The organism is Gluconobacter cerinus, assembly GCF_002723935.1.
Lineage (GTDB): Bacteria > Pseudomonadota > Alphaproteobacteria > Acetobacterales > Acetobacteraceae > Gluconobacter > Gluconobacter cerinus.
On record NZ_BEWM01000003.1, the window covers coordinates 305314 to 327909 of the forward strand.

A 22596-nucleotide genomic window follows, 5' to 3' on the forward strand; every position below is an offset into this window, starting at 1 on the left:
AACAGTCCTGATCGTTCGGGCCTTGTCGGGGCCAGGAAAATAGGAGCAGTTTACCGGATCATCCGTTCTGGCCCAAATGGGCCTGTCCGTTACCGGGAGACTATCGTTGAAACGGGTATCTGCGGCTTTTGCTGTCTTATTATCGCTCTCTGCTGTTCCTGCTTTTGCGCAGGACACTGGCGCTCTGCCAGTTGCACAGCATAATCGCCAAAAAATTGTCGTTCTGGATGGAACACTTGCCCCGTCGAAGCATGATGACACACGGGCCAATGCGTATTTCACGATTCGCAATGATGATGACAGTGATCATCTGTTGAAGGGCATCACGTCACCGGCCTGCTCCACCATCACGGCGCATCACACGAACCAGGAGCAGACGCAGGCGACGAATGATCTGTTTTCGCATCTGGCCCTGCCCCATAACTCAGACATGATATTTCCGGTTTCCGGTTATCATCTGCTGTGCGGTGGTGTGCAGCAGGGTCTTCAGATCGGACAGAAAGTACCGTTTACCTTCGAGTTCCTCGATGGTGACAGCATAACGATCGGTTTTACGGTCGAAGCGGCCAAATAAACTGATTTGGAGATCTCAGGCCATGATGGTGGCTGAGATCTCCTTGATAACGGCCAGAACCGATTCGCCGTACCGGTCGAGTTTCGAGGCCCCGACCCCTTTGATACTGCCGAGTTCTTGATGGCTGACGGGGTGTTCTCTTGCGATGTCCCGAAGAACCGAATCGTGGAAAATGACGTAAGGGGGAATTTCCTGCTCCCGCGCTTCTGAAAGGCGCCATTGTCGCAGCGCATCGAAAACAGATTTTTCTTCTGCGGAAAGATTGTCGTTTTCCGGATTGGTGGTCGGAGACCGAGCAATAAGGCTCTGCTTGGCGTCCAGTCGCAAAGAGACCCTTTCTTCCCCACGAAGGATTGGCCGCGCAATCTCGCTCTGAAGCGCAAGGCTTCCATGTTCGCCGTGCGTTCGGATTGCACCGCGCGCAATGAGCTGTCTGACTACGGCACGCCACCAGTTCTCGGTCTGATCCTTCCCGATCCCGAACACTGAAAGGTGCTGATAGGCGTGACGTTCGATGGTTTCGTTGGTTTTGCCGCGTAAGACGTTGGTGAGCTGGACGGCGCCGAGGCGTTGCCCTGTGCGATAAATGGCTGACAAAACTTTCTGCGCGGCCTCGGTGCCATCGAATGTGGACACGGGATTGATGCAGTTGTCGCAATGGCCACAGGGAGAGGACAGATTTTCTCCAAAGCAGGCAAGAAGCGCTTGTGTCCGGCAGCCTGTGGTTTCCGTGAGGGCAATCATGCTCTCCAGACGGGACTGCATGACGCGCTTTTCGTTGTCAGGCGCGCTTGACTGCTCCAGCCAGTGTCGCGCGCGAGCCATATCCTCACCGCCATAAAGCAGGAGCGTGTCTGACTTCTCACCATCACGCCCTGCCCGTCCAATCTGCTGGTAATAGGCTTCCGGAGAGGATGGCATGTCCAAGTGTACAACACAGCGGACGTCCGGGCGATCAATGCCCATTCCGAACGCTACTGTGGCAACAATGACCATGTCTTCGCCAGAGCGGAACCGCATAAGGGTCGCGCGTTTTTCAATGGGAGACAGACCTGCGTGAAACGGAAGCGCAGTCAGGCCTTTGCCCCGCAGCATTGTTGCTACACGTTCGGTCTTGTTACGGCTTCCACAGTAGACGATGGCAGCACCGCTCCGATGGCTTTCCAGTGCCTCGGTCAGCTGCTTGCTTTCGCCTCCCTTTGGGCGGGCTTCCATGAAAAGATTAGGCCTGTGAAAGCTCGCCATCAGGACGCGTGCATCGGGCATCCCGAGAACATTCAGGATATCGTCGCGTGTGCGTGGGTCAGCCGTTGCCGTTAGAGCAATACGGGGGACGTTCGGGAAGAGTTCAGGAAGCGACGCAAGGGCTCGATATTCCGGTCGGAATTCGTGCCCCCATGCAGAAACGCAGTGAGCCTCGTCAATCGCGATCAGGGAAATACGGCGCTTGGAGAGAAAGTTGCTGGTCGCGGGCTGTAAAAGCCGTTCCGGCGAAATGTACAGGATGTCGATCTGATTATTGCGAAGATCCTGATGCAGGATGTCGCGCTCTTCAGCGTCCAGCTCGGAATGAAGGGCTGCGGCACGGATACCGAGCTGCCTCAGGCCGGCTACCTGATCGTCCATCAGGGCAATCAGGGGAGAAATAACGAGACCCATGCCGTCCCGACATAATGCGGGAACCTGATAGCAGAGGCTTTTTCCTCCACCTGTGGGCATCAGGACGAGAACGTCTTCGCCCCGCATGACAGTTTCAACGGCCTCTCCCTGGAGGCCGCGAAATCCTGGAAACCCGAACACGTCTGCAAGGACCTGTTCGGGAGATTGGCCCGGTCTGGCCGCAGGGTGGTTTTGTCCCTCCGTCACTCCGGGCTCCGGCTCAAAGACCCGGTGTGATCGTGATGGAGACGCGACGCAGCGCAACGTGGGAGGCGTCGATGGTTGTCTCTGGTTCTGGCTTGATCTCGATTTTCGCACCATTCACGCCGTCATTGGCAAGCTGTGTTGCAACGGCCTGCGCGCGGCTGTCTGCAAGCTCCTTAAGAACGGCCGGATCACCGTTCATGCCAGCAGAACCGGAAACGCGGATGCTCTGAGCGTGCTCATTGCGTGCTGCTGTGGCAGCTTTTGTGACAACTGCCTGAGCAACCGGGCTCAGTGAGACGGAATCACGGTCGAAAAAAACAACGTAGCTGTCGCGTGTCGGCTGGTCGGCACAACCGGCCAGAGCGGCGGTCAGGACGAAAGCCGGAGCCGCAATACGGATGGAAGAAAGGATACGAACCATGGCGTTACGTCCTGAGAGAAAGAATTGAGGCTCCTAGGTGCCTTGTCGGCAGAGTCTGGTCAACCTGCGCTTGAAACTACCTGTCCGTTCTCAAGGCGCCAGATGCGATCCAGCCTTTCAACGCCTGTCAGGCGATGAGCTATCAGCAGAACGCTGCGGCCTTCTGCAACGTTGTTCAGGGTCTCCAGGAACGCCTTCTCGGTATCCGCATCGAGGCCTGTTGCAGGTTCATCGAGGATCAGTATCGGGGCGTCTGACAGCAGGACACGGGCGAGTGCTATGCGCCGTCCCTGCCCGCCGGAGAGTTTCGATCCGCTTTCACCAATCCATGTATCCAGACCTTCAGGAAGGCTGTGCACCAGATCCGCGACTTTCGCCTGATCGAGAGCATTCCAGAGTGCGGCTTCTGGAATATCGGTGCGACCGAGAAGAAGGTTATTGCGGATCGTATCATCAAAAAGGTGGCTGGACTGCGAGAGCCACGCGACCTGAGAGCGCAATGCGTCGTTGTTCAGATTGGCAATATTTTCGCCACCCAGACGAATTTCTCCGCGTTCAGGTGCAACAACTTTCAGAATCAGCGCTGCAAGACTACTTTTTCCGGCACCTGAGGGGCCAATCAGCGCTGCGCGCTCGCCCTGCCGAAGAGAGAGGGTGAGATCGCGAAAAACTGGTTCCCGATTCGGAGTCCATCGAAAGGTTACCCTATCGACTTTGATGTCTCGTCCAGATGGAAGCGGCGTTGTTCCCTCGGCGACAGTCGGGGTCTTCTCGGCCACTTCCATGATGCGTTCAGCACCGTACGAAACCTGGCCATATAACAGGCCTGCACGAGAGAGGCCCGTCACGCCTTCCAGGGCGGTAATGGCGACAAAAAGTGCTGCGATTCCAGCAACTGGTGCGGCCTGCTGGAAAATCAGACCTGCGACTGCACAGAGAATGATAGCGATACCTGCTTTGGCGACCAGACCAGCCACCAGATTTGTCAGCGCCATGCGGATGGCCTGTCTGCGCTGGGCAGAGAACAGGGCTTCCTGGCGTTCAGTCACCGCGTTTGCAAGGACGTCTTCGGCGCCAAAAGCACGAGCTTCTCGGAGACCTGACGTCAGATCAAGAGCTGCTACGCGCAGATCCGCCTCAGCGTGAAGAATGTCCGGGCCAAAACGCCGTGACACTCGGGTTGCCACCCAAGGCATGGCGAAAGCAAGGACCGCGAATAGTACTGTTGTGAGCAAGCCGGGGAGTGTTCCAGCTTTAAGCCAGACAAACGCGGCAACTGGCAGCGTCAGAACAGCGGACGCCATCGGGACTAGAATGCGCAGGTAGAGATTGTCGAGCGTCTGGACGTCCGAGACCAGACGAGACAGGAGATCTCCAGAGCGTTGGAAGCCAAGGCCTGCTGCTGCGCCTTTTGCGAGACGGCGATAGAACCACACGCGCAGGTCTGACAGGGCGCGGAACATCGCATCATGCGTATATAGGCGTTCCAGATATCGCAGGACGATCTGGGAGGCACCGGCTGCCTGTAACAGCATCGACCCAGCAGCAATCCCTACGGCTGCAGCCGCAACGCGACTACCGGCCTGCCCCATCAGAGCCAGACTGGAACATACAGCCAGTTCTGCAATGACGATGCCTGTAATCAGGCGGCCGTAATGTGGCTTCCAGACGCGGATAATACGCGAAAGAGCCGTGCTGTTCTCCGGGCGCTGCGATTGAAGAGAAGCGCTCATGCTGCTTGCTCCGTATAGGAGATAACGCGACCCTTGCTGAGAACAAGGTGGCGACCATGGAACTTCTGGGCCTGCGCAGAATGTGTACAGAGAACCACTGTTCGCCCCTCAGCCAGACGATGAAGGCTGGTCAGGATGTCTGCCTCTGTCGCCGGGTCCAGATGTGATGTGGGTTCGTCCAGAAGCAGAAGTGGCGCGTTCTTGAGGAAAGCTCTGGCAATCGCAATGCGCTGGGCCTGTCCGCCTGAAAGACCAAACCCGCCTTCTCCGATCCGCGTTTCCAAGCCTTCGGGAAGATGCGGGATATAGCTATCCATTGCTGCGTGAGAAATTGCTGACTGCAACTCCTGGTCGGAAGCCTCAGGTTTAGCGAAAAGAATGTTCTCGCGAATTGTTCCTGCAAAAAGGACCGGTTTCTGCCCGATCCAGCTAATGCGGGATGAAATCTGTCGTGGCGTCAGGGTGGCCATGTTTGTGCCGTCCAGAAGGATGCGGCCCTGTGTCGGGTCTACAAAACCCAGAAGAAGTTCGAGAAGTGTGGATTTGCCCGCGCCCGATGGCCCTTCCAAAATCAATGTCTCGCCGGCCGGGAGCGTGAAGCTCACGTTTTCGATCACGGGACCGCGTTCTTCGTTCCAGGAAAACGACAGGTTTTCAGCGGTCACGGTGAGGCCACGACCATTCTGTACAGCAGCAAGTGCGGGCGTTGACGACAGTTCTTCAGGAAGGTCAGCCAACTCATGCATAGCCTCGGCGGCTGCTGTCGCATGGGCGCGATCCTGATAAGCCGCAGACAAGGCACGAAAAGAGGCGAATGCTTCTGGCACAAGAAGAATGGCGTAAAGGGCTCGTGTCAGGGCAATTTCAGGCGTCGCGCTGCTAAGGCTATGGCTCTGGGTGATGACGATCAACACCAGCGCTACGACCATGGCGATATCTGTCGTAGCGGATGCAATGAAGGCAATACGCAGGACCTTCATGGTCCGTAGGCGGAGATCATCGGCACTCGCTGCCAGCGCCTGGGCTTCACGTTCCGTGCTGCCAGACAGAACAATCGTAGCAATTCCCTTAACGCGATCCAGAAAGCGCGTCTGCAGACGTGTCATCGCCAGAAACTGACGGCGGGACGCAACGGCAGTGGCGATCCCGAAGAATGCCTGAAAGACCGGAAGGGACGCGCAGCAGATTGCGAGGATGATGCCCGCACGATGGTTCTGCCAAAAGACAGCCGCAACAACGATCCATTGTGAGACGAGCCAAAGCGCAGATGCCGGGAGCCAACGTGCGAAATACCCATCCAGCGCTTCCACGCGATCCACAAGGGTGGAGGCGATTGCCGAGCTGTGTTGCCGACGCAGAAGCGCAGGACCTTCGCCAATAATGCGGGCCATGATTTCAGAACGAAGTCGGCGGCGGGCTGAAAGACTTGCGGACGATGCTCTGATGTCCTGCACTGCCGTCAGGCCTACGCGGATCACGCTCACGGCAATGAACATTCCGATAGCCGGAGGTGCGTTGCCCGGATGTCCGGTCAGAATGGCGGCAAGTGTCCGGGCCAGAGCCCATGCCTGCAGAAGACCCAGGAGAGTCGAGAGCAGTCCGAGGATCACTATAACGGAGGTCAGGGAACGGCTGGCACGCCCCTGAGCTTTTATCCACGCTTTTGCGATTGTCTTGTCGGCCTTCATGATCCCTGCATATAGGTCGCAAAGTCGCCACAAGACAGTCTTTGACGCATTTCTTGCTGCTTATTTAGATTTTAAGTGGTTATTTCAGGAGTCGGACGGGCTGCCGGAGCCTGCGGACGATGGCGACTCTTCGCTGTGGATTGCTTTATGGGCAATCGCGACAGCTGTTGGCGACGGATCTGCGGGTACGAACTTCATGTTGTACCATGTGCCGTCCTCATTTGAGATGAGAAGATCCGCATTGATCTGGCGGGCAAATCCCCGGATCAACTGAATGCCAATCCCTTCCCGTCTGTTCCGTGATTCGGTCGCGCGGGACGCTTCGAGCCCGATCCCGTCATCTCCGAGCTCAAATTCTACCAACCCGGATTTGTCGGCAGGCGGATTTTTGACGCGATGAAGCGAAATGCGAACGACGCCCGCACGATTTTCTGGAAAAGCATAACGGAGAGCATTGCTGACAACTTCAGTCACGATCAGAGCAACAGGGACTGCTTGATCGGGTGAAATCAGGACATGTTCGATGTCCAGCTCCAGCCGAATGCGTGTCTGTGTATTCATGCTGTGGGCGGAGAAGAGAATGGAACACAGCTCTTCCAGAAAACTCTGAACATCCAGCGCGGAAAGGCCGTTTTCGGAATACAGATAACGATGCAGCGTGGCGAGCGCGCGGACCCTGTCCCGCACTAGTCTGAATTCTTCGCGGGCCTCATGGGACCGGATGCGACTGGCTTGAAGATTCAGGAGAGATGCAATGACCTGAAGATTGTTTTTAACCCGATGATGAATTTCCCGGATGAGCATGTCCTGATGGTGTGCGGACTTCTCAAGGGCGCGTTCATGTCGCGTGAGCCGGCGCGTTGCTCTCAGAAAGGCACGCTCAAGATGACGGATTTCCAGAGGGATAGAACGATTGATACGCGGGTCGAATGGCGCCCCTCGCCGCCACTCCGCTACGGCCAGGGCAAGCCTTTCCAAGGGTTCTACAAGGAAAGTCCGTGCAGCCCACGCGACGATCAACAGCTCCAAGACTAGGAGCGTCGCAATCAGACCCACGCGGATCAGAAAAATATTAAGTGCCCGACTTTCTTCGCGGGTCCGCTCGGTAGCAACAAGAAGGCTGACCGGGCCATAGGCGTTTTGCAGAACGTAAGTCGTGCCGTGAAACGTGAACGAGTCATGCAAAGCATGATTCGCAATATCTCTTTTCAGCCGATCATGAACAGCCGTGGGAAGTTCTGGAATATTGGGTCGATCTGGAAAAAGCGAAAAGATCGATCCATCCCCCATCATGAGGAGGTTTCTCGCATTGTCGTTGACACCGAGGAGCAGTCTTCCATCACCAGCTGGGAGATGGCTGCGCTGCCAGCCCAGTGTCCTTACCGCGATGATATAGCCTGCGATCGTACCCTGATTCATCAGGGGAACGACGAATCTTATGAGAGGGCCACGCCCCCCCTTGATGACGTCAACACCGATATTAGGGCGTGCGCCATTCTGGTTCAATGTCGTAAGGAGTTGCCCGGACGGACAGATCGCCGGGTCTTGAGACGACGGTGGAGGAAGCACAACTGACGGATGCCCCTGCGCGTCAGTCAGCATTAGCGAGCAATAATGATGCTGGGAAATCGTCTGGACGAGGCCGAATTCACGGAGAGCCGTTTCCGCGGTGATGTCCCTGTCAGCCAGCATGTCCAGCACGCTGTGGGTCTGGTCCAGATCGCTTGATAATTCGGAAAGCGCTGCCTGAGCGTCGCGCTCGGTTCTGGCCAAAGCGTTGCCAACGTTTTCCTGGTAGCTATGCCACGCCAGAAGACCCGCGATTGTCGCAAGGGGAAGCGTTGTCGCGACGATCAGGGCCATAACGCGAGCCCCAACCGTATCGAACATGCGAACGCTGCGAAAAACCATTCTGCGATAAGGAATGACGAGACCCTTTATGACCTGCTGCCCAGGATCTCAGGCCAGGTTTCCTGTGCAATCACTTTTTCCGGTCTTCTTCGATCAGCTTTAAAAGCTCTTCAGGGATAGGTTCGCTCGCAACATCGTCAAAGAGCTGATGAAGTCCGCGGCTCAGCCAGATACCAAAGGGAGAATCCTGATCATCGCCTTTGGATTTTCCGGATGAGGATTGGGACTTGTCTCCTCCGGTCATTGTCTAGTCCTGAGCCTCTCTGTGACAACGCAGAATAATCGCCTCTGCTCCCTGCAGATCGCCGTGAGGTTCTGAGGCTGTTCGAAAGCTACAGACCTGCACGGCGGTAAAGAACTGTTTACAAAAACGGCTCAGTTACCGCAATCGCTTCAATTCCAAAATGGGCGAAATACGAACGTTTCCGAGAGGCTAAAAGTTCAATCCAGGCTTACGAGAAAAGCAGATCATCTGCTGACTGTCCGGCACGATGGCGCACATCGATAGCATCACGCAGGGCCTTCACCTTCACGCGCAGCTTGTCGTTGCTCGGCATATCGCCTGTCATCCATGCTTCAAGCTGGCGGCGAGCACGGAAAACGCGGCTTTTAGCTGTACCAACAGCGCAGTCAGTTGCTTCAGCCAGAGCTTCGTAGCTCATGCCCTGAATAACGACCATAACGAGTGCCTCGCGCTGGTCAGCCGGCAAGCGAGAGAGTGCCAGCGACAGATCCTTCAAAGCGAGACGATCTTCATGTGTTGCCGGGCTTGCGAATGTTGATGCTGGCACATCGTCAATGTCGGTCGTCTCACGACGCTTGCGCAGGTCGGAGATGAAGCGGTTACGCAGGATACGATGCATCCACGCTGAGAAATTCGTGCCGGGAATGAAGCTGTTCTGGGCGGCTAGAGCATTGCACACGGCGTCCTGAACAAGGTCCTCCGCAGCAGCGCGGTTACGCGTCAGGGACAGGGCCTGCACACGCAGCTTCGGTAGGATTGCGATGACCTGATCATGGAACGTCATGGAAGTACTCCTGGTTTCGTCCTGTTTCATGGGATCAATGAACGGAGTTCCAGGATCGTTGCATCAAAAAGAGATTTTTTTGATATTTTTTAAAAATTATTATTTGTCAGTTGGTTAGAGAGTCATTTCCTGATGATTTTTTCCTTCGGCCAACATGGAAAGTTGGCTTCTTGCTCGTGAGACGCGTGCTTTCATGGTTCCCGATGGAACATTGCAGATGCAGGCGGCTTCTTCATAAGACAGCTCCTGTGCGCCCACGAGGATGATAGCTTCGCGCAGAAGGTCCGGAAGTTTCCAGATAAGTTCTCCGAGATCCGTTACGGCATCTCGGGCACTTTGCATGGAGGGGATTTCGGACGACAGGGGCATGTCCATTTCGACGTTCTGCATGATCTCCTGTTCGCGGGAAGATCGTCTGCGCTGCTCATAGAAGGCATTTCTCTGAATTGTGAACAGCCACGCTTTCAGCGTCGTTCCTGCCTGGAACTGTGCTTGCGCAGCGAGTGCGCGAACAACTGTGTCCTGCACCAGATCGTCTGCTGCGACGGCATCACGTGTCAGGAACCGTGCGAAACCACGGAGGTCTGGCAACGTCTTCAGGAGTTCCTGATGAAAGGAAACGCCTCTTTTCTCCTGTGGAGCCGTTTCAGGCTCGGAAACAGGTGCCGTCAGAGGGAGGTCCTTTCAGGAAGGTGAAGTCTGCGGATGCAGACAGACACTAGGCGTATCCGGTCGCTCGTGTCATGATTATTCAATCGCCACAAACGGATAGTCCTTCATAAGGTTTCCGCGCGGCTGTCCAATATTAAGAGGCTGAGGATCCATGGCTGACACGTCACGTCACGAACTCATTGCGGCGCTACCCTATGCTCGCCGTTTTGCCCGTGCCCTGACTGGAGATCAGGCTCAGGGAGACCGGTTGGTAGCCGGTGCCCTGAAGGATTTTCTGGCAGCAGAGAAATCAGATCTCCCTCCCCGGCTGGCACTATACGGCAAGCTCGTGCAGGAGTTCTCGAAGGAGAATGCTGATCGGCCAGACATGACTCTTGTTCAAAGGGCTCTCATGCTTCTGACCTCGCTTGAGGAGCAGTCGCTGGCGTCGGCCGCTCGGGCTCTCTCCATTACTGAAGAGGATGCCGCTGCAAATCTGGCGGTAGCTCGGCAGGCTCTTCAGGGCATTGCGCAGACGACGGTTCTTATCATTGAAGATGAGCCGATCATTGCCATGGATATTCAGGATCTGGTCGAGCGCTGTGGCCATAAAATCGCGGGTGTTGCGTACACGGAGGCTGATGCCGTGAAGCTGGCTGCCGAGACAAAGCCAGGTCTTATTCTGGCTGATATCAATCTTGGCGGCGGCGGTGATGGAATGCACGCTGTTGGGCGTATTCTGAAAACACATGAAACGCCTGTGATTTTCGTCACGGCTTATCCGGAGCGCTTGTTAACCGGAGAAGCGCATGAGCCTTCCTTCGTGATTACGAAACCATTCGAGCCGATGGCGCTGGCCGTAGCGACCTATCAGGCCGTAACGGGTGGCATAAAATCCGTCTGAGAGAAAATCCGTCTTTGGGTGCCTTGCGGGCAAACGTTCCCTGCGACACATAGGGGATATGTCGGCACCCATTCTTCTTCTTCAGAATATTACTTACACTCTTGGCGGACGCCCGCTCCTTAATGGCGCCGAGCTCGGCGTTCTTCCGGGCGAACGCATCTGCCTTGTGGGGCGGAATGGCTCCGGTAAGTCTACACTCCTCAAAATAGCGGCTGGCGACATCGTTGCTGACGACGGGACCCGGTTTGTACAGCCGGGCGTCAAGGTGCATTACCTTGCGCAGGAGCCTGATCTGACGGCCTACTCCTCCACCTTCGATTATGTCGCAGATGGGCTGGATGAGACGGAGCACTATCGGGCCCGATCCATGCTCGCTGAACTTGGCATGACGGGTGACGAAGGGTGCGAACGGTTATCTGGCGGCGAGGTTCGCCGCTGCGCCCTCGCCCGCGCCTTGGCTGCGGAGCCAGATCTTCTGCTGCTGGACGAGCCGACAAACCATCTGGATCTTCCGACGATTACCTGGCTGGAAAAAGAGCTGGCCGCGTCGCGCTGCGCCATGATTGTCATCAGCCATGATCGACGCCTTCTTGAGACGTTATCCCGAAGTGTGGTGTGGCTTGAGCAGGGCAAGACGCGGCGTCTGGACCAAGGCTTTTCGCGCTATGAGACTTGGCGGGACGAAGTGCTGGAGCAGGAAGAACGTGATGCCCACAAGCTGGATCGTCAGATCGCTCGGGAAGAGGACTGGATGCGCTATGGCGTGACAGCGCGCCGGAAGCGTAACGTGCGCCGTGTTGCTGAACTGGCGTCCTTGAGGAATAACCGTCGAGAAATCTCCGCGCGCGGCACCAGCACGCTGCGCATGTCTGCGACAGAAGCAGATGGCGGCGGCAAGATTACGATCGGTACGGAAAGCCTGGGGTGGGCATATGGGGATCGCACGATTGTAAAAAATCTCGATCTCAAAATTCTGCGCGGAGACCGTTTGGGATTGGTTGGCGCCAATGGTGCAGGAAAGACCACTCTTATTCGTCTTCTGACCGGTCGCATGCCCCCGCAGGAAGGATCTGTTTATATCGGACCGTCTGTTGCCATGGTGACGCTGGATCAGCAGCGTGAAAGTCTGGACCCTACCAAGAGCCTTTCTGACACGCTTACAGGCGGCAGTGGGGATATGGTTCAGGTCGGGAATGAGAAGCGTCACGTTATCGGATATATGAAGGACTTCATGTTCCGTCCGGAACAGGCACGTACGCCCGTTGGAAAATTATCTGGTGGTGAGCGGGGGCGTCTTGCTCTTGCGTGCGCGCTGGCCAAGCCATCCAGCTTGATGGTGCTCGATGAGCCCACCAATGACCTTGATCTGGAAACGTTGGATCTGTTGCAGGAAATGCTGGCGGACTATGCGGGAACCGTTCTTCTGGTCAGCCATGATCGTGATTTTCTTGATCGTGTAGCGGGGTCTGTTCTCGTGTCCGAGGGGGATGGACAGTGGATCGAGTACGCCGGCGGCTACTCGGACATGCTGGTTCAGAGGCGCGGTGAAGCTCCTGCCGAGCGTTATTCAGAAGATCGGGGTGAGAATGACCTTGTATCGAAAAATACTGTAAAATCAGAAAAGAAGCAGACGAAGCTTAGTTATAATGACAAGCGGGCCCTTGACCTTCTTCCCGGAAAAATGACTAAACTGGAAAAGGCTATTGTCACGTATCGCGAGGCATTGTCTGACCCCGTGCTTTACAGCAAGGACCCAGCAAAATTCACCAAAATCAGTGATGCCCTTCAGGCGGCAGAGCGTGAATTGACTGATGCTGAAGAGCAATGGCTTGAACTGGAAGCCAAAAAAGAAGAGCTGGAAAGCCAGTAAAAAATAAGGCTCTCAGGCCTTATCTGCTACCGGGATAAGGCCTGAGAGCTCCATTGCCTTGCGAGACGCATGGATGCTTTCGGTGACGCGGATTGCCGCATCGAGCGCTCGGATTCCAGCTTGGGCATCAACCAGCACTGGTGCACCGTTAAGGCATGATTCAGCAAAAGCTTCGTGCTCTACGGCAAGGTTGTCGTGGTCATGCCAGCTGATGGCTTCGCGTTTGAAGCCTCCAGTTCCCGGTAGAAAGAGGCCACGTTCTCTGCCAATGAAGCTGAGTTTGCGCTCCATGAAGTCTGCTGACAGGTAGCCTTCCTGTGAGAAAAGTCTCATACGGCGTTCTGTTTTAAGGGAAATTCTGCTTGCCGTGATTGTGGCGACGCATCCGTTCTCAAAGCGGACCCGCGCGTTCGCGATGTCTTCGTGTTCGCTTGAAACGGCTGCTCCAATGGCATCGATGTCCGTAATCGGGCTGTCTACAATTGCAAGAACCAGATCCAGGTCATGGATCATCAGGTCCAGAATGACAGACACATCTGTCCCTCTCGGCTTGAAAGGCGCGATGCGTGTGGCTTCAATGTAAAGCGGCTTATCGATGCGCTCTGTGATTGCCCTGTGCTCTGCGGAGTAGCGCAGCAGATGGCCCACCTGAAGAACTTTGCCCGTCCGGGATGCGAGATCCGCCAGATTGCGAGCTTCATCCAAAGTGGCTGCGATCGGCTTCTCAACGAGAACATGGCGGTCCGCGTTAAGGGCCTCGCTGGCAAGTCGGAAATGATGTTCGGCTGGAGCCGCAATGATCACAGCCTCGACCGAATTCAGCAGAGCCTCGTAAGTTTCTGCAACGGCACAACGTGCCTCACGCGCGACTGTTGTCGCACGTGCCGGATCAGGGTCGAAAAGCGCCACCAGATTTTCAGCCGGATTTGCGGCTGATTTGAGGGCGTGAAATCGCCCGAAGTGACCGGCACCGACGATGCCGACCCGAAGCTGTCGCCGAGTGTTCATGGGTGACAGGATTACCAGTCCATCACGGCTTCGCAAAGCCGTCAGGGGCGGAATGTTGGTGAAAGGTTGCATCGGCATTGCGGAAGCGGCATGGTCCCGCGCAAGAAACTCGAACCGTCCAAACCCGCCGAGGACATCTCGACCCGTTATGATGTATTATAGCCGGCTCAGACTGCTGGGCGTCGCAGGCATCTGCCTGATCGGCCTCCTGTTCTGTCTGCCCAATTTCATGCGTGCCCCCACGCAGTCCCTGCCCTGGCGGCAGATCCACCTTGGCCTTGATCTCCGTGGTGGTTCTTATCTGCTGCTGCAGCTTGACCTGAAGTCCCTGGAGCATGACCGCCTGCAGTCCTTGCAGGATCAGGCACGTCAGACCCTTCTGGACAAATCTCTTGGTTACCGTGATTTCCAGAAGGATGATCAAACGGCCAGCCTGAGCTTTGAGCCACGTTCCGATGCGGAGCGCGCTGTTGCCCTGAAGACAATGCAGGATCTTCCTGTCGTTGTGCCTGATGAATTTCATGTCACTGAGGCCAATGGTCGTATTGTGCTTACGCTTCAGCATGATGCCATGTTGGCGCGTGCCCGGGACGCTGTTGCTCAGTCCATTGAGATCGTTCGCCGCCGTATTGATGCCACGGGTGCCATTGATCCAAGCATTGCCCGTGAGGGCGATGACCGGATCGTGGTGGAACTGCCTGGTGTCAGTGATCCAGAGCGGATCAAGACTCTTCTGGGAACAACTGCCCGTCTGACATTCCGTCTACTGGCGCCAAACCCAAGTGTTGCCAGCCCCGGTTCGGCGATGCTGGAAGACATCAGCACTCATTCTCAGGTCGCCGTACAGGACCATGTGGATGTTGATGGTACGGATCTGACGAACGCAGGTGCGGTGATCGATCAGCAGAGCGGTGGCTGGGCCGTGACGTTCCAGCTCAATAGCGCTGGTGCAACAGCTTTTGCCAATACGACCCGCGCCAACGTGGGTAAGCGGTTTGCGATCGTGCTTGATAACAAGGTTATCGAAGCGCCGAACATTATTAATCCGATTACGGCAGGGAGTGGTCAGATCACAGGTGGCTTTGATGCCCACAGTGCGTCCGATCTCGCGCTTCTGCTGCGTGCTGGTGCTCTGCCCGCTCCATTGGCTGTTATCGAGCAGCGCACGATTGGTCCGAGCCTTGGCGCTGCGTCCATCCATGCTGGCATTCTTAGCCTTGCGGCCGGATTTGTTTTGGTCGTGGTGTTCATGGTGCTCTTCTACGGTCGCTTCGGCCTGTATGCGGATATTGCGCTGTTCGCCAACCTGATCCTGATGGTCGCGATCCTGTCTCTTTTCCAGGCGACGCTGACGCTGCCAGGTATGGCGGGTATGCTGTTGACGCTTGGTATGGCTGTGGATGCCAATATCCTCATCAATGAGCGCATCCGAGAAGAAGTGAAGCGCGGGCGTGCGCCGCTTCAGGCACTGCAAGCTGGCTTCGAGCGCGCAACCAGCACAATCGTTGACAGTAATGCGACGGCGTTTCTCGCCCATGTCATGCTGTTCGTGTTCGGCACGGGTCCCGTGCGGAACTTCGCCCTGACGATTACCATCGGCATCGTGACGACCCTCTTCACGACCCTGCTGCTGTCACGCTTCCTTGTCGTGCGGTGGTATGCCCTTGCCCGTCCTAAAGAACTGCCGGTCTGAACGTCATGCTGTCACGTCCCCTTCTCCGTTTTGTCCGTGACGATCGGCGCATCAACTTCATGCGCGGCCGTCATATGGGGCTTATCGTTTCGGCGGTTCTCTCCATTGCTTCTGTCATCCTGTTTTTCGAGCCGGGCCTGAAACTCGGCCTCGATTTCCGGGGTGGTATCATCGTCGAAGCCCAGACGCCGGGAGCCGCAGATTTTGGCAAGCTGCGCTCTGCTTTGGAAAAGGCAGACATTCATCCGGATGCTGTTCAGGCCTTCGGTTCTCCGCGGGATGTCCGCATCTCAATCAATGCGCCGGAAGGTGCGGATCGTGAAGCGCAGACACAGAAGCTCGTCGATGGCGTAAAGACCGCCATCTCAGCGGCCGAACCCGGTACGCAGGTTCTGCGGGCTGATGCTGTCGGTGCGTCGGTATCTTCCGAGCTTTTCCGTGATGGCCTGTTGGCACTCGGTTTCAGTCTGGCCATGATTCTGGCTTACATCTGGATCCGCTTTGAGCGTGAGTTCGCCATTAGTGCTGTGGTGACACTTATTCTGGATCTGACGAAAACCGTGGGCTTCCTCGCCATTACGCGTTTTGAGTTTGATCTGGTGATGGTTGCCGCATTGCTGACGATCCTCGGATATTCCACCAATGACAAGGTGGTTGTTTATGATCGTATCCGTGAGAATCTTCGCAAATACCGTACGATGCCGCTGCGGGAGCTTCTGGATCTCTCCATTAATGAGACCCTGAATCGTACGCTCGGCACCTCCATGACCGTCTTTCTGGCGGCCCTGCCGCTGGCTTTGTTTGGTGGCAGCACGCTGACCGGGTTCGCAACGGTCATGCTGTTCGGTATCGTTGTTGGTACATCGTCTTCCATCTTCATCGCTGCTCCCCTGCTGCTTTTGATGGGTGAAAAGCGACTTCGGAAAACTCCTTCCTCCGATACGGAATGATGCTCTGAAGACTTTATCATGCACAAAAAAACCGGCTCAGTTAGAGCCGGTTTTTTTGTGCCGTGAGGCGGAATGTCTAGCTATCGAAGCTGGTCAGAAATGCTGCGATTGCGGCGTCTGCCTGACTATTTTTCGATGATGTCTGAAGTCTTGTAGCGTTCAGAACTGCTTTTTGAGCATCATGGTCGAGGCTTATGAGCTTTTGAACATTCTGAGGGGTAACTTTTCCCCTCATTAACGCCCCTCGTGCCATGCCGTGAGCAATCAGATACGCATAAAGTCTGGCATTCGGAGATGGGGGCACGCCTTCGAAAGGACGTGCCACGCATCCACAGAGCAGGCTCCCCACCAAAACAAAACCTGTCAGTTTGCGGGTGAAGGTTGCTCCGAAAGGAGCCTGCCGTGACATCAGGAAGCCTTGGTGGCCAGAATGTCGCGGATCTCTGTCAGGAGAACTTCTTCCTTGGTTGGTGCTGGCGGCGCTGCTGGTGCAGCTTCTTCCTTGCGGTGAAGCTTGCCGATGAGGCGCACAACCCAGAAAATGAAGAATGCCACGATCAGGAACTGAATGACAGCATTCAGGAAAACACCAAGATTGACGGTAACCGCACCGGCCTTCTGTGCTTCTGCAAGGGTATCCTTGACCGGGCCCTTCAGGGTGATGAAGAGGTTAGAGAAATCCACACCACCTGTCAGGAGGCCGATGAAAGGCGTCAGGACGTCTTTGACGGCGCTGTTCACAATTGTGGTGAAGGCCGCACCGATGATGACACCGACGGCGAGATCCAGCACGTTTCCGCGCATAATGAATTTCTGGAAGTCGCTCAGCCAGCCCGGAGTATGCAGGGCATGTTTCGTTTCGCTCATATTTCGAACCTCTCTTGGGGGAACCCGCATCACTGCGGTTGCAGGCCGGAAAAGCGCTACCTGCATCGCCCAAGGGATAAACGGACTCATGCGATCCCGTAAAGTGTACTTTCATCCTTGAGCGGTTTCCGTTATACGCGCCTCATGATTCGCTCCGGTCGGTATCGGAGCTTTTTTCCTGGAGTAGAGAATTCATGAAATCCGGCATTCATCCCGACTACCACGAAATCAACGTCATCATGACCGATGGCACCGAGTACAAGACCCGCTCCTGCTATGGTCAGCCTGGTGCTACGCTGCGTCTCGACGTTGATCCGAAGTCCCATCCGGCCTGGACTGGCGTGCAGCGTATGCTCGACACAGGAGGCCAGGTTGCCAAGTTCAACAAGCGCTTCGCTGGTATCGGTACCCGCAAGTAAGCTTGTCTGCCTCCACGCTCCCCTCTTGAAGGGGCGCAGGACAGGTACCATCTGGAATATCGGTCATGATGCCTTCGGGGTCATGGCCGGTAAACCAAGAGCAGTCTGCCAATTGGGGATTGCATCAGATGAACCCTGCCTTGAGGAGGTTTTCATGACATACGATTTTACGCCGCTGTTTCGCAGCGCAATTGGCTTTGATCGCCTTGCCCGTATGGCTGGCAACGCTGCCAATGCTCAGGCTATGCCGAGCTACCCCCCCTACAATATCGAAAAAACTGCCGAGACAGACTACGCCCTGACCATGGCTCTTGCCGGTTTTGGCCCCGATGATGTCGAGGTTCTCCAGGAAGACAATACGCTCGTCATTCGTGGCAGCGTTCCCGAAAATACCCGGGATCGTGAGTGGCTTCATCGCGGTATTGCGACGAGAGCTTTTGAGCGGCGCTTCGTGCTTGCCGATCACACAGAAATTGATCAGGCCGAGCTTCAGAATGGTCTGTTGACCATCGTAGTGCGGCAGGTTGTTCCTGAAGCTGTCCGGCCGCGCCGTATTCCGATTGTTACAGGGAATGGTGTTCCTGGTCATCAGAACGTAGCGGCATCCACATACGCTGGCACGCAGCACGCTGCATGACGGAGGATCGGCAGGGCGGTTTTTGGATTTGCCCTGCCGTTTCGACCTTGACCAGATGTGTGATGGTGCCCCATACCGTTTCTCATTATCGCCGTGCATCCAGCAGGTGCCGCGATCATATCCCGAGCGGCCTTTCGTTCCTCTCCGGGTACGCCAATCGGTGCCTGCGCTCTCGCCGGCCCCTTAGCGCCCCAAAAGGAACGCACTGACATGACCCTGCCTTTGATGCCCAAGGCCACGGCCGTCTGGCTAATCGAGAAAACCGGCCTGACCTTTACTCAAATTGCTGAATTCTGTGGCATGCATCCGCTTGAAGTTCAGGCAATTGCTGATGGTGAAGTTGCAGCCGGAATCAACGGTTACGATCCCGTCAAAAATCATCAGCTGTCTGACGCCGAGATCAAGCGCTGCGAAGCGAACCCGGACTCCAAGCTGAAGATCCTGTCATCTGGCAGTCCGGTGAAGCGTCGCGCCAAGGGCGCGCGTTATACGCCTGTTGCAAAGCGCAATGACCGCCCTGACGCCATTGCGTTTGTTCTTCGTCAGTTCCCGCATCTGACGGAAGCTCAGATCGTAAAGCTGCTGGGCACGACGAAGGACACCATCATTAAGGTGCGTGACCGCCAGCATTGGAACAGCGCCAATATCAAGCCGCGCGATCCCGTCATTCTCGGTCTTTGCACCCAGATGGATCTGAACGCAGCGGTCTCAGCCGCCAACGACCGTCTTGCCCGTGAAGGTCAGACGCTTCCTGTGGTGAGTGCTTACGACGCTCATGAAGACAGCGCTCACTGAGCTGAGATCAAGGATGTAGCTTTTCACGAAGCTGCATCCTTTTTTTATTGGTGCGGGCCTGACTGGTTTAGGCCGCCTCAGCCGTGATATGGATTCATGACGATGGACGGAATGAATTCTGTTCGTCATCATGCCGTGACAGAGTTCCGGGACCGATAGCAATGATGACCGATAACAATGCCATGCTCCGCCGCCTCCACGAACTCCGGAGCGAGCATCGCGATCTTGATACGGTTATTGAGCGCCTGGTGGACCATCCCCTCAATCAGCTCCAGATCCTGCGCCTTAAAAAGCGCAAGCTGCAGCTAAAAGACGAGATTTCCTGGATCGAGACCCGTCTGATTCCGGATAACATTGCCTGATGAGCCAGATTCTTTCTCCGAGCGAGACCATTCAAGCAGAAGACGCTGTGCGCGTTGGTGTCATTATGGGGAGCCAGTCTGACTGGGAAACCATGCGGCATGCCTGTGACATTCTGGACGAACTGGGCATTGCCCATGAACGTCGGATTGTCTCTGCGCACCGGACGCCAGATCGTCTTGCGGACTATGCGCGTACGGCCCGCAGTCGTGGATTGCATGTCGTTATCGCTGGCGCGGGTGGTGCTGCCCATTTGCCCGGCATGTGCGCGGCGTGGACGTCCCTTCCCGTTCTTGGTGTTCCGGTGGAAAGTCATGCCCTGAAGGGACAGGATAGCCTGCTGTCCATCGTTCAGATGCCAGGTGGCGTGCCTGTTGGAACGCTGGCGATTGGCAAGGCTGGGGCCAAGAATGCTGGCCTGTTGGCGGCTTCCATTCTCTCTTTGGCCGATCCGGAGCTGGCTGCACGTCTTGATGCGTGGCGCGGTACTCAGACGGCAGCTGTTGCGGACATTCCTGTCGAATGACGGCTCAGAATAATCAGGTTTTTGCACCTGGAAGTACAATCGGGATTATTGGTGGCGGCCAGTTGGGACGCATGTCAGCAATGGCTGCGGCCAAGCTTGGTTATCGTGTTCATATCCTGAATCCGGCAGCCACGAGCCCGGCTATTGAAGTTTCAGCCTCCGCGACGGTCGGATTTTACGATGATCCCGTAGCGCTGGAAGATTTTGCTTCTCGCTGTGACGTTGTGACGTTCGAGTTCGAGAATATCAGCGTCGAGGGGCTGTCACTGCTCGAAAAACGTCGCCCCGTCCGTCCAGGTGGCGAGATCCTCAGGATCAGTCAGGATCGTGTTCTGGAAAAGACCCGGCTGGCTCAGGCTGGGGTGGAGCTTGCCCCGTGGAAAGAAGTATCCGGACCGGCTGATCTTTCTGCTGTGGGAGAGCTGGGTTTCCCTCTCATCCTGAAGACAACCCGTTTTGGTTATGACGGGAAAGGACAGTTTCGGGTTGAGAATGCGGAAGCTCTCTCGGCTTTGACGGATCTGCCGTATCCGCTTGTTGCGGAAAAGATGATCGACTTTCAGCGTGAGCTGAGCGTGATGGTTGTTCGCGGAAGTGACGGAACGGTACGGTGTTTCGACGCGGTGGAAAATCGCCATCGTGACGGCATTCTGGACATCACCCTTGCTCCCGCGCGCGTCATGCCAGAGGTTGCAGAACGCGCTCAGGCCATTGCAATGCGTATTGCGACAGATCTTGGGCTGGTTGGCATCATGGGGGTGGAGATGTTCCATGCCGCTGATGGTCAGTTACTGGTCAATGAAATTGCTCCCCGGCCCCACAATTCAGGGCACTGGACGATGGACGCCTGTCTGATCGACCAGTTTGAAATGCATATTCGGGCTGTAGCGGGGCTGCCCCTTCCACCCGCGCGCCGTCATTCGGACGCTGTCATGCATAATCTTGTCGGGCCGGAAGATATGGCGCGGGTTCCTGCCATACTGGCCACGGACGGTGCATCACTGCATCTCTACGGCAAGCACGAGGCGCGTCCGGGCCGGAAGATGGGGCACGTCAACACGCTCTTTCCGCGGGGTGCATTGCCGGGAGAACTGGCCCTTGAAGGTTTACTGCCTCCGCGGGGCTGAGAGTGGCTTGTGCTAGATCAGGCCAAGCCGCTGGAAACTGGTATGTTTGCCGTTACCGATGATGAGGTGATCCGTGAGTTGGACGCCCACAACGTCCAGAGCGGCCTGAACCTGCTGGGTCATCTGGATGTCGGCTTGTGAGGGCGTTGGGTCACCGCTTGGGTGGTTGTGCACCAAGATGAGGGATGCAGCTTCAATTTCGATTGCGCGGCGGGCGACCTCCCTGGGGTACACAGGGGTGTGGTTGACCGTACCGCGCGCCTGAGCTTCATCAGCGATCAGGCTGTTTTTCTCATTGAGGAAAAGAATACGGAATTGCTCGATGTTTTCTCGGGCAAGTCTGGCCGTCAGATAGTCGAGAAGCTTCTGCTCGCTATCGAGAATATCAATTTTGGGTAGCCGCTCACGATTATAGCGAAGTGCAGCTTCATGCAGGACCCGGATCATTGGGATCATGTGTGATCCCATATCCTTTATGCTGGCCAATTCCCGGTTTGTGGCTGCCAGGATGCCCGCCAGTGATCCAAATCGCTCCAGCAGTAACGGGCTTAGGGTCTCTGCTTTTGCTTCGTGGCTGGTGAAAAGAGTGACGACCATTCTGAGAAGAGTATCGTCATCCAGATGACGACCTCGTCCGCTCAGTAAGGCCCGGGGCGGTTCGGGGAGCTCGACCGATTGCTGCGTGGCTACAGCTACGGACTTTATGGTCTGAAGCAGTTCACTATTCAGAACTTCAGAAAATCCGTCTTCGGTAGCCAGGGTATCGTCCATGCGTTTTTGTGGCATTTCCCAAGTGTTGTTATCAAGCCAACGGATATGAGCCTATGCCTCTTAGGCCACCTTGCAAAGTTACAGCAGGCCTTCCTGACGAAAGCTGCGAACTGCTGTGTTGGGCGTATCTAACAGAATGTCATGCAGAACAATCGAGAGCGGCCTGAGCGCTGTTTCCAGCGTTCGGGCTGCGGTTGAAAGCGCGACGGGCTTCAAAGCTGGTTGAACATGAAGTCCAATGACGGCGGTGGCGTGCAGGGCGAGTGCGCGGATTGCGATAGCGCGATTCAGGAAGGTAATATCTTCGAGTTCTGGAGCTGCTTCATCGGATAAAAGACGATTGCGATTGTCTAGGTAAAAAAGGCGGAATTGCCCGCGGATGGCTCCCGTCAGGGCGGTCTCAAGATATTTCATCAGCTGAGGCCAATCCCCCAAAACGGGTCGTTCGCGGTGCTCGGCAGATGCCAGTCGTTCTGCCGCAACGGCTGGCAGTCTCAGTGCACGAATGGTGTCGTCGTTGAGGCCTGCGCTTCTCAAATCCTGTGTGGGCGCGCGGAAGACGTCGATCAGGCTTCCGAAATGGCTGATGAGGCCTTTTGCGAGCGGCTTGGTATCCTTACGCGGGATGCCCAAGAACAGCAGCATTTCCAGAATTTCGTAATCTGCAAGGGTTTCTGCGCCGTTGGTTTCAACGCGTGTTCGCATTCTGGCGCGATGTCCCTGCGGGCCTGTGCCGCGTGTCAGGTCGATCCGGGGAGATGATGTGTTGGCCATAGGGCCATCACACTCTATATCGG

At 56.0% G+C, this 22596-nt stretch carries 24 protein-coding genes; 11 read left to right on the forward strand and 13 right to left on the reverse strand.

All coding sequences use genetic code 11. The features are described from left to right. The first annotated feature begins 106 nt into the window (after positions 1 to 106). Complete coding sequence (locus tag GCE01_RS08570) at positions 107 to 574, forward strand: copper chaperone PCu(A)C (protein WP_099212706.1); 468 nt, start codon at positions 107 to 109, stop codon at positions 572 to 574. A gap of 15 nt (positions 575 to 589) precedes the next feature. On the opposite strand, the gene recQ is transcribed toward GCE01_RS08570, so the two are convergent. From recQ to GCE01_RS08605, 8 genes are all read right to left on the reverse strand, one after another. After that, a complete protein-coding gene (gene recQ / locus GCE01_RS08575) occupies positions 590 to 2440 on the reverse strand; it encodes a DNA helicase RecQ (protein ID WP_099212447.1) in 1851 nt (616 codons plus the stop codon). A 13-nt stretch (positions 2441 to 2453) separates the two neighbouring features. Then, positions 2454 to 2861, reverse strand: a complete 408-nt coding sequence (locus tag GCE01_RS08580) for an OmpA family protein (RefSeq protein WP_046901524.1) — start codon at positions 2859 to 2861, stop codon at positions 2454 to 2456. Positions 2862 to 2920: 59 nt separating this feature from the next. Then, a complete protein-coding gene (gene cydC, locus GCE01_RS08585) occupies positions 2921 to 4594 on the reverse strand; it encodes a thiol reductant ABC exporter subunit CydC (protein WP_099212449.1) in 1674 nt (557 codons plus the stop codon). After that, positions 4591 to 6282, reverse strand: a complete 1692-nt coding sequence (cydD, locus tag GCE01_RS08590; protein ID WP_099212451.1) for a thiol reductant ABC exporter subunit CydD — start codon at positions 6280 to 6282, stop codon at positions 4591 to 4593. The genes cydC and cydD overlap by 4 nt, the downstream gene beginning before the upstream one ends. A gap of 84 nt (positions 6283 to 6366) precedes the next feature. Then, positions 6367 to 8172 carry a sensor histidine kinase gene (locus GCE01_RS08595; RefSeq protein WP_244591136.1) on the reverse strand — a complete coding sequence of 602 codons (1806 nt, stop codon included), beginning with the start codon at positions 8170 to 8172 and terminating at the stop codon, positions 6367 to 6369. Positions 8173 to 8263: 91 nt separating this feature from the next. Further along, on the reverse strand, positions 8264 to 8437 hold the full coding sequence (locus tag GCE01_RS16855) for a NepR family anti-sigma factor (RefSeq protein ID WP_160298815.1): 174 nt from the start codon (positions 8435 to 8437) through the stop codon (positions 8264 to 8266). A gap of 208 nt (positions 8438 to 8645) precedes the next feature. Next, positions 8646 to 9221: a sigma-70 family RNA polymerase sigma factor gene (locus GCE01_RS08600; protein WP_046901528.1), complete on the reverse strand. Its 576-nt coding sequence runs from the start codon at positions 9219 to 9221 to the stop codon at positions 8646 to 8648. A 114-nt stretch (positions 9222 to 9335) separates the two neighbouring features. After that, entirely contained in the window at positions 9336 to 9812 is a 477-nt protein-coding gene (locus GCE01_RS08605) for a sigma-70 family RNA polymerase sigma factor (RefSeq protein WP_244591137.1), read from the reverse strand. A 232-nt stretch (positions 9813 to 10044) separates the two neighbouring features. Between GCE01_RS08605 and GCE01_RS08610 the strand changes: the two genes are divergently transcribed. Further along, positions 10045 to 10776: a response regulator gene (locus tag GCE01_RS08610; RefSeq protein ID WP_099212458.1), complete on the forward strand. Its 732-nt coding sequence runs from the start codon at positions 10045 to 10047 to the stop codon at positions 10774 to 10776. Between the two features lie 58 nt (positions 10777 to 10834). After that, on the forward strand, positions 10835 to 12646 hold the full coding sequence (locus GCE01_RS08615) for an ABC-F family ATP-binding cassette domain-containing protein (protein ID WP_099212460.1): 1812 nt from the start codon (positions 10835 to 10837) through the stop codon (positions 12644 to 12646). Positions 12647 to 12658: 12 nt separating this feature from the next. Here GCE01_RS08615 and GCE01_RS08620 read toward each other — a convergent pair whose 3' ends face one another. After that, positions 12659 to 13654 (reverse strand): Gfo/Idh/MocA family protein, encoded by a 996-nt coding sequence (locus GCE01_RS08620; protein WP_099212707.1) that lies wholly within the window; start codon positions 13652 to 13654, stop codon positions 12659 to 12661. A gap of 151 nt (positions 13655 to 13805) precedes the next feature. On the opposite strand from GCE01_RS08620, the gene secD reads away from it, so the two are divergent. Both secD and secF read left to right on the forward strand, forming a co-directional pair. Next, on the forward strand, positions 13806 to 15347 hold the full coding sequence (gene secD / locus GCE01_RS08625) for a protein translocase subunit SecD (protein ID WP_064273473.1): 1542 nt from the start codon (positions 13806 to 13808) through the stop codon (positions 15345 to 15347). 5 nt (positions 15348 to 15352) lie between these two features. After that, complete coding sequence (gene secF / locus GCE01_RS08630) at positions 15353 to 16297, forward strand: protein translocase subunit SecF (protein ID WP_099212463.1); 945 nt, start codon at positions 15353 to 15355, stop codon at positions 16295 to 16297. 76 nt (positions 16298 to 16373) lie between these two features. Here secF and GCE01_RS08635 read toward each other — a convergent pair whose 3' ends face one another. Then, on the reverse strand, positions 16374 to 16706 hold the full coding sequence (locus tag GCE01_RS08635) for a hypothetical protein (protein ID WP_099212465.1): 333 nt from the start codon (positions 16704 to 16706) through the stop codon (positions 16374 to 16376). Beyond that, positions 16706 to 17164 (reverse strand): large-conductance mechanosensitive channel protein MscL, encoded by a 459-nt coding sequence (gene mscL / locus GCE01_RS08640; RefSeq protein WP_099212467.1) that lies wholly within the window; start codon positions 17162 to 17164, stop codon positions 16706 to 16708. The genes GCE01_RS08635 and mscL overlap by 1 nt, the downstream gene beginning before the upstream one ends. A gap of 194 nt (positions 17165 to 17358) precedes the next feature. Between mscL and rpmE the strand changes: the two genes are divergently transcribed. The 6 genes from rpmE (at position 17359) to GCE01_RS08670 (ending at position 21028) form a co-directional block, all read left to right on the forward strand. Further along, the gene (gene rpmE, locus GCE01_RS08645) at positions 17359 to 17583 is read left to right on the forward strand and encodes a 50S ribosomal protein L31 (protein WP_046901535.1); all 225 of its coding nucleotides are present in this window, start codon (positions 17359 to 17361) and stop codon (positions 17581 to 17583) included. A 154-nt stretch (positions 17584 to 17737) separates the two neighbouring features. Further along, on the forward strand, positions 17738 to 18220 hold the full coding sequence (locus GCE01_RS08650) for an Hsp20 family protein (RefSeq protein WP_167386140.1): 483 nt from the start codon (positions 17738 to 17740) through the stop codon (positions 18218 to 18220). Between the two features lie 210 nt (positions 18221 to 18430). After that, positions 18431 to 19015: a DUF1013 domain-containing protein gene (locus GCE01_RS08655; protein ID WP_046901536.1), complete on the forward strand. Its 585-nt coding sequence runs from the start codon at positions 18431 to 18433 to the stop codon at positions 19013 to 19015. Between the two features lie 161 nt (positions 19016 to 19176). After that, the gene (locus GCE01_RS08660; RefSeq protein WP_046901537.1) at positions 19177 to 19377 is read left to right on the forward strand and encodes a YdcH family protein; all 201 of its coding nucleotides are present in this window, start codon (positions 19177 to 19179) and stop codon (positions 19375 to 19377) included. Beyond that, positions 19377 to 19901 (forward strand): 5-(carboxyamino)imidazole ribonucleotide mutase, encoded by a 525-nt coding sequence (gene purE / locus GCE01_RS08665; RefSeq protein WP_064273283.1) that lies wholly within the window; start codon positions 19377 to 19379, stop codon positions 19899 to 19901. The genes GCE01_RS08660 and purE overlap by 1 nt, the downstream gene beginning before the upstream one ends. Continuing rightward, positions 19898 to 21028, forward strand: a complete 1131-nt coding sequence (locus GCE01_RS08670; protein ID WP_099212469.1) for a 5-(carboxyamino)imidazole ribonucleotide synthase — start codon at positions 19898 to 19900, stop codon at positions 21026 to 21028. The genes purE and GCE01_RS08670 overlap by 4 nt, the downstream gene beginning before the upstream one ends. 12 nt (positions 21029 to 21040) lie before the next feature. Here the strand turns inward: GCE01_RS08670 and radC are convergent, their stop codons facing one another. Then, entirely contained in the window at positions 21041 to 21799 is a 759-nt protein-coding gene (gene radC, locus GCE01_RS08675) for a RadC family protein (RefSeq protein ID WP_099212471.1), read from the reverse strand. 78 nt (positions 21800 to 21877) lie between these two features. Beyond that, positions 21878 to 22573, reverse strand: coding sequence for a JAB domain-containing protein (locus GCE01_RS08680; RefSeq protein ID WP_099212473.1), 696 nt, complete (start codon positions 22571 to 22573; stop codon positions 21878 to 21880). Between the last annotated feature and the right edge of the window lie 23 nt (positions 22574 to 22596).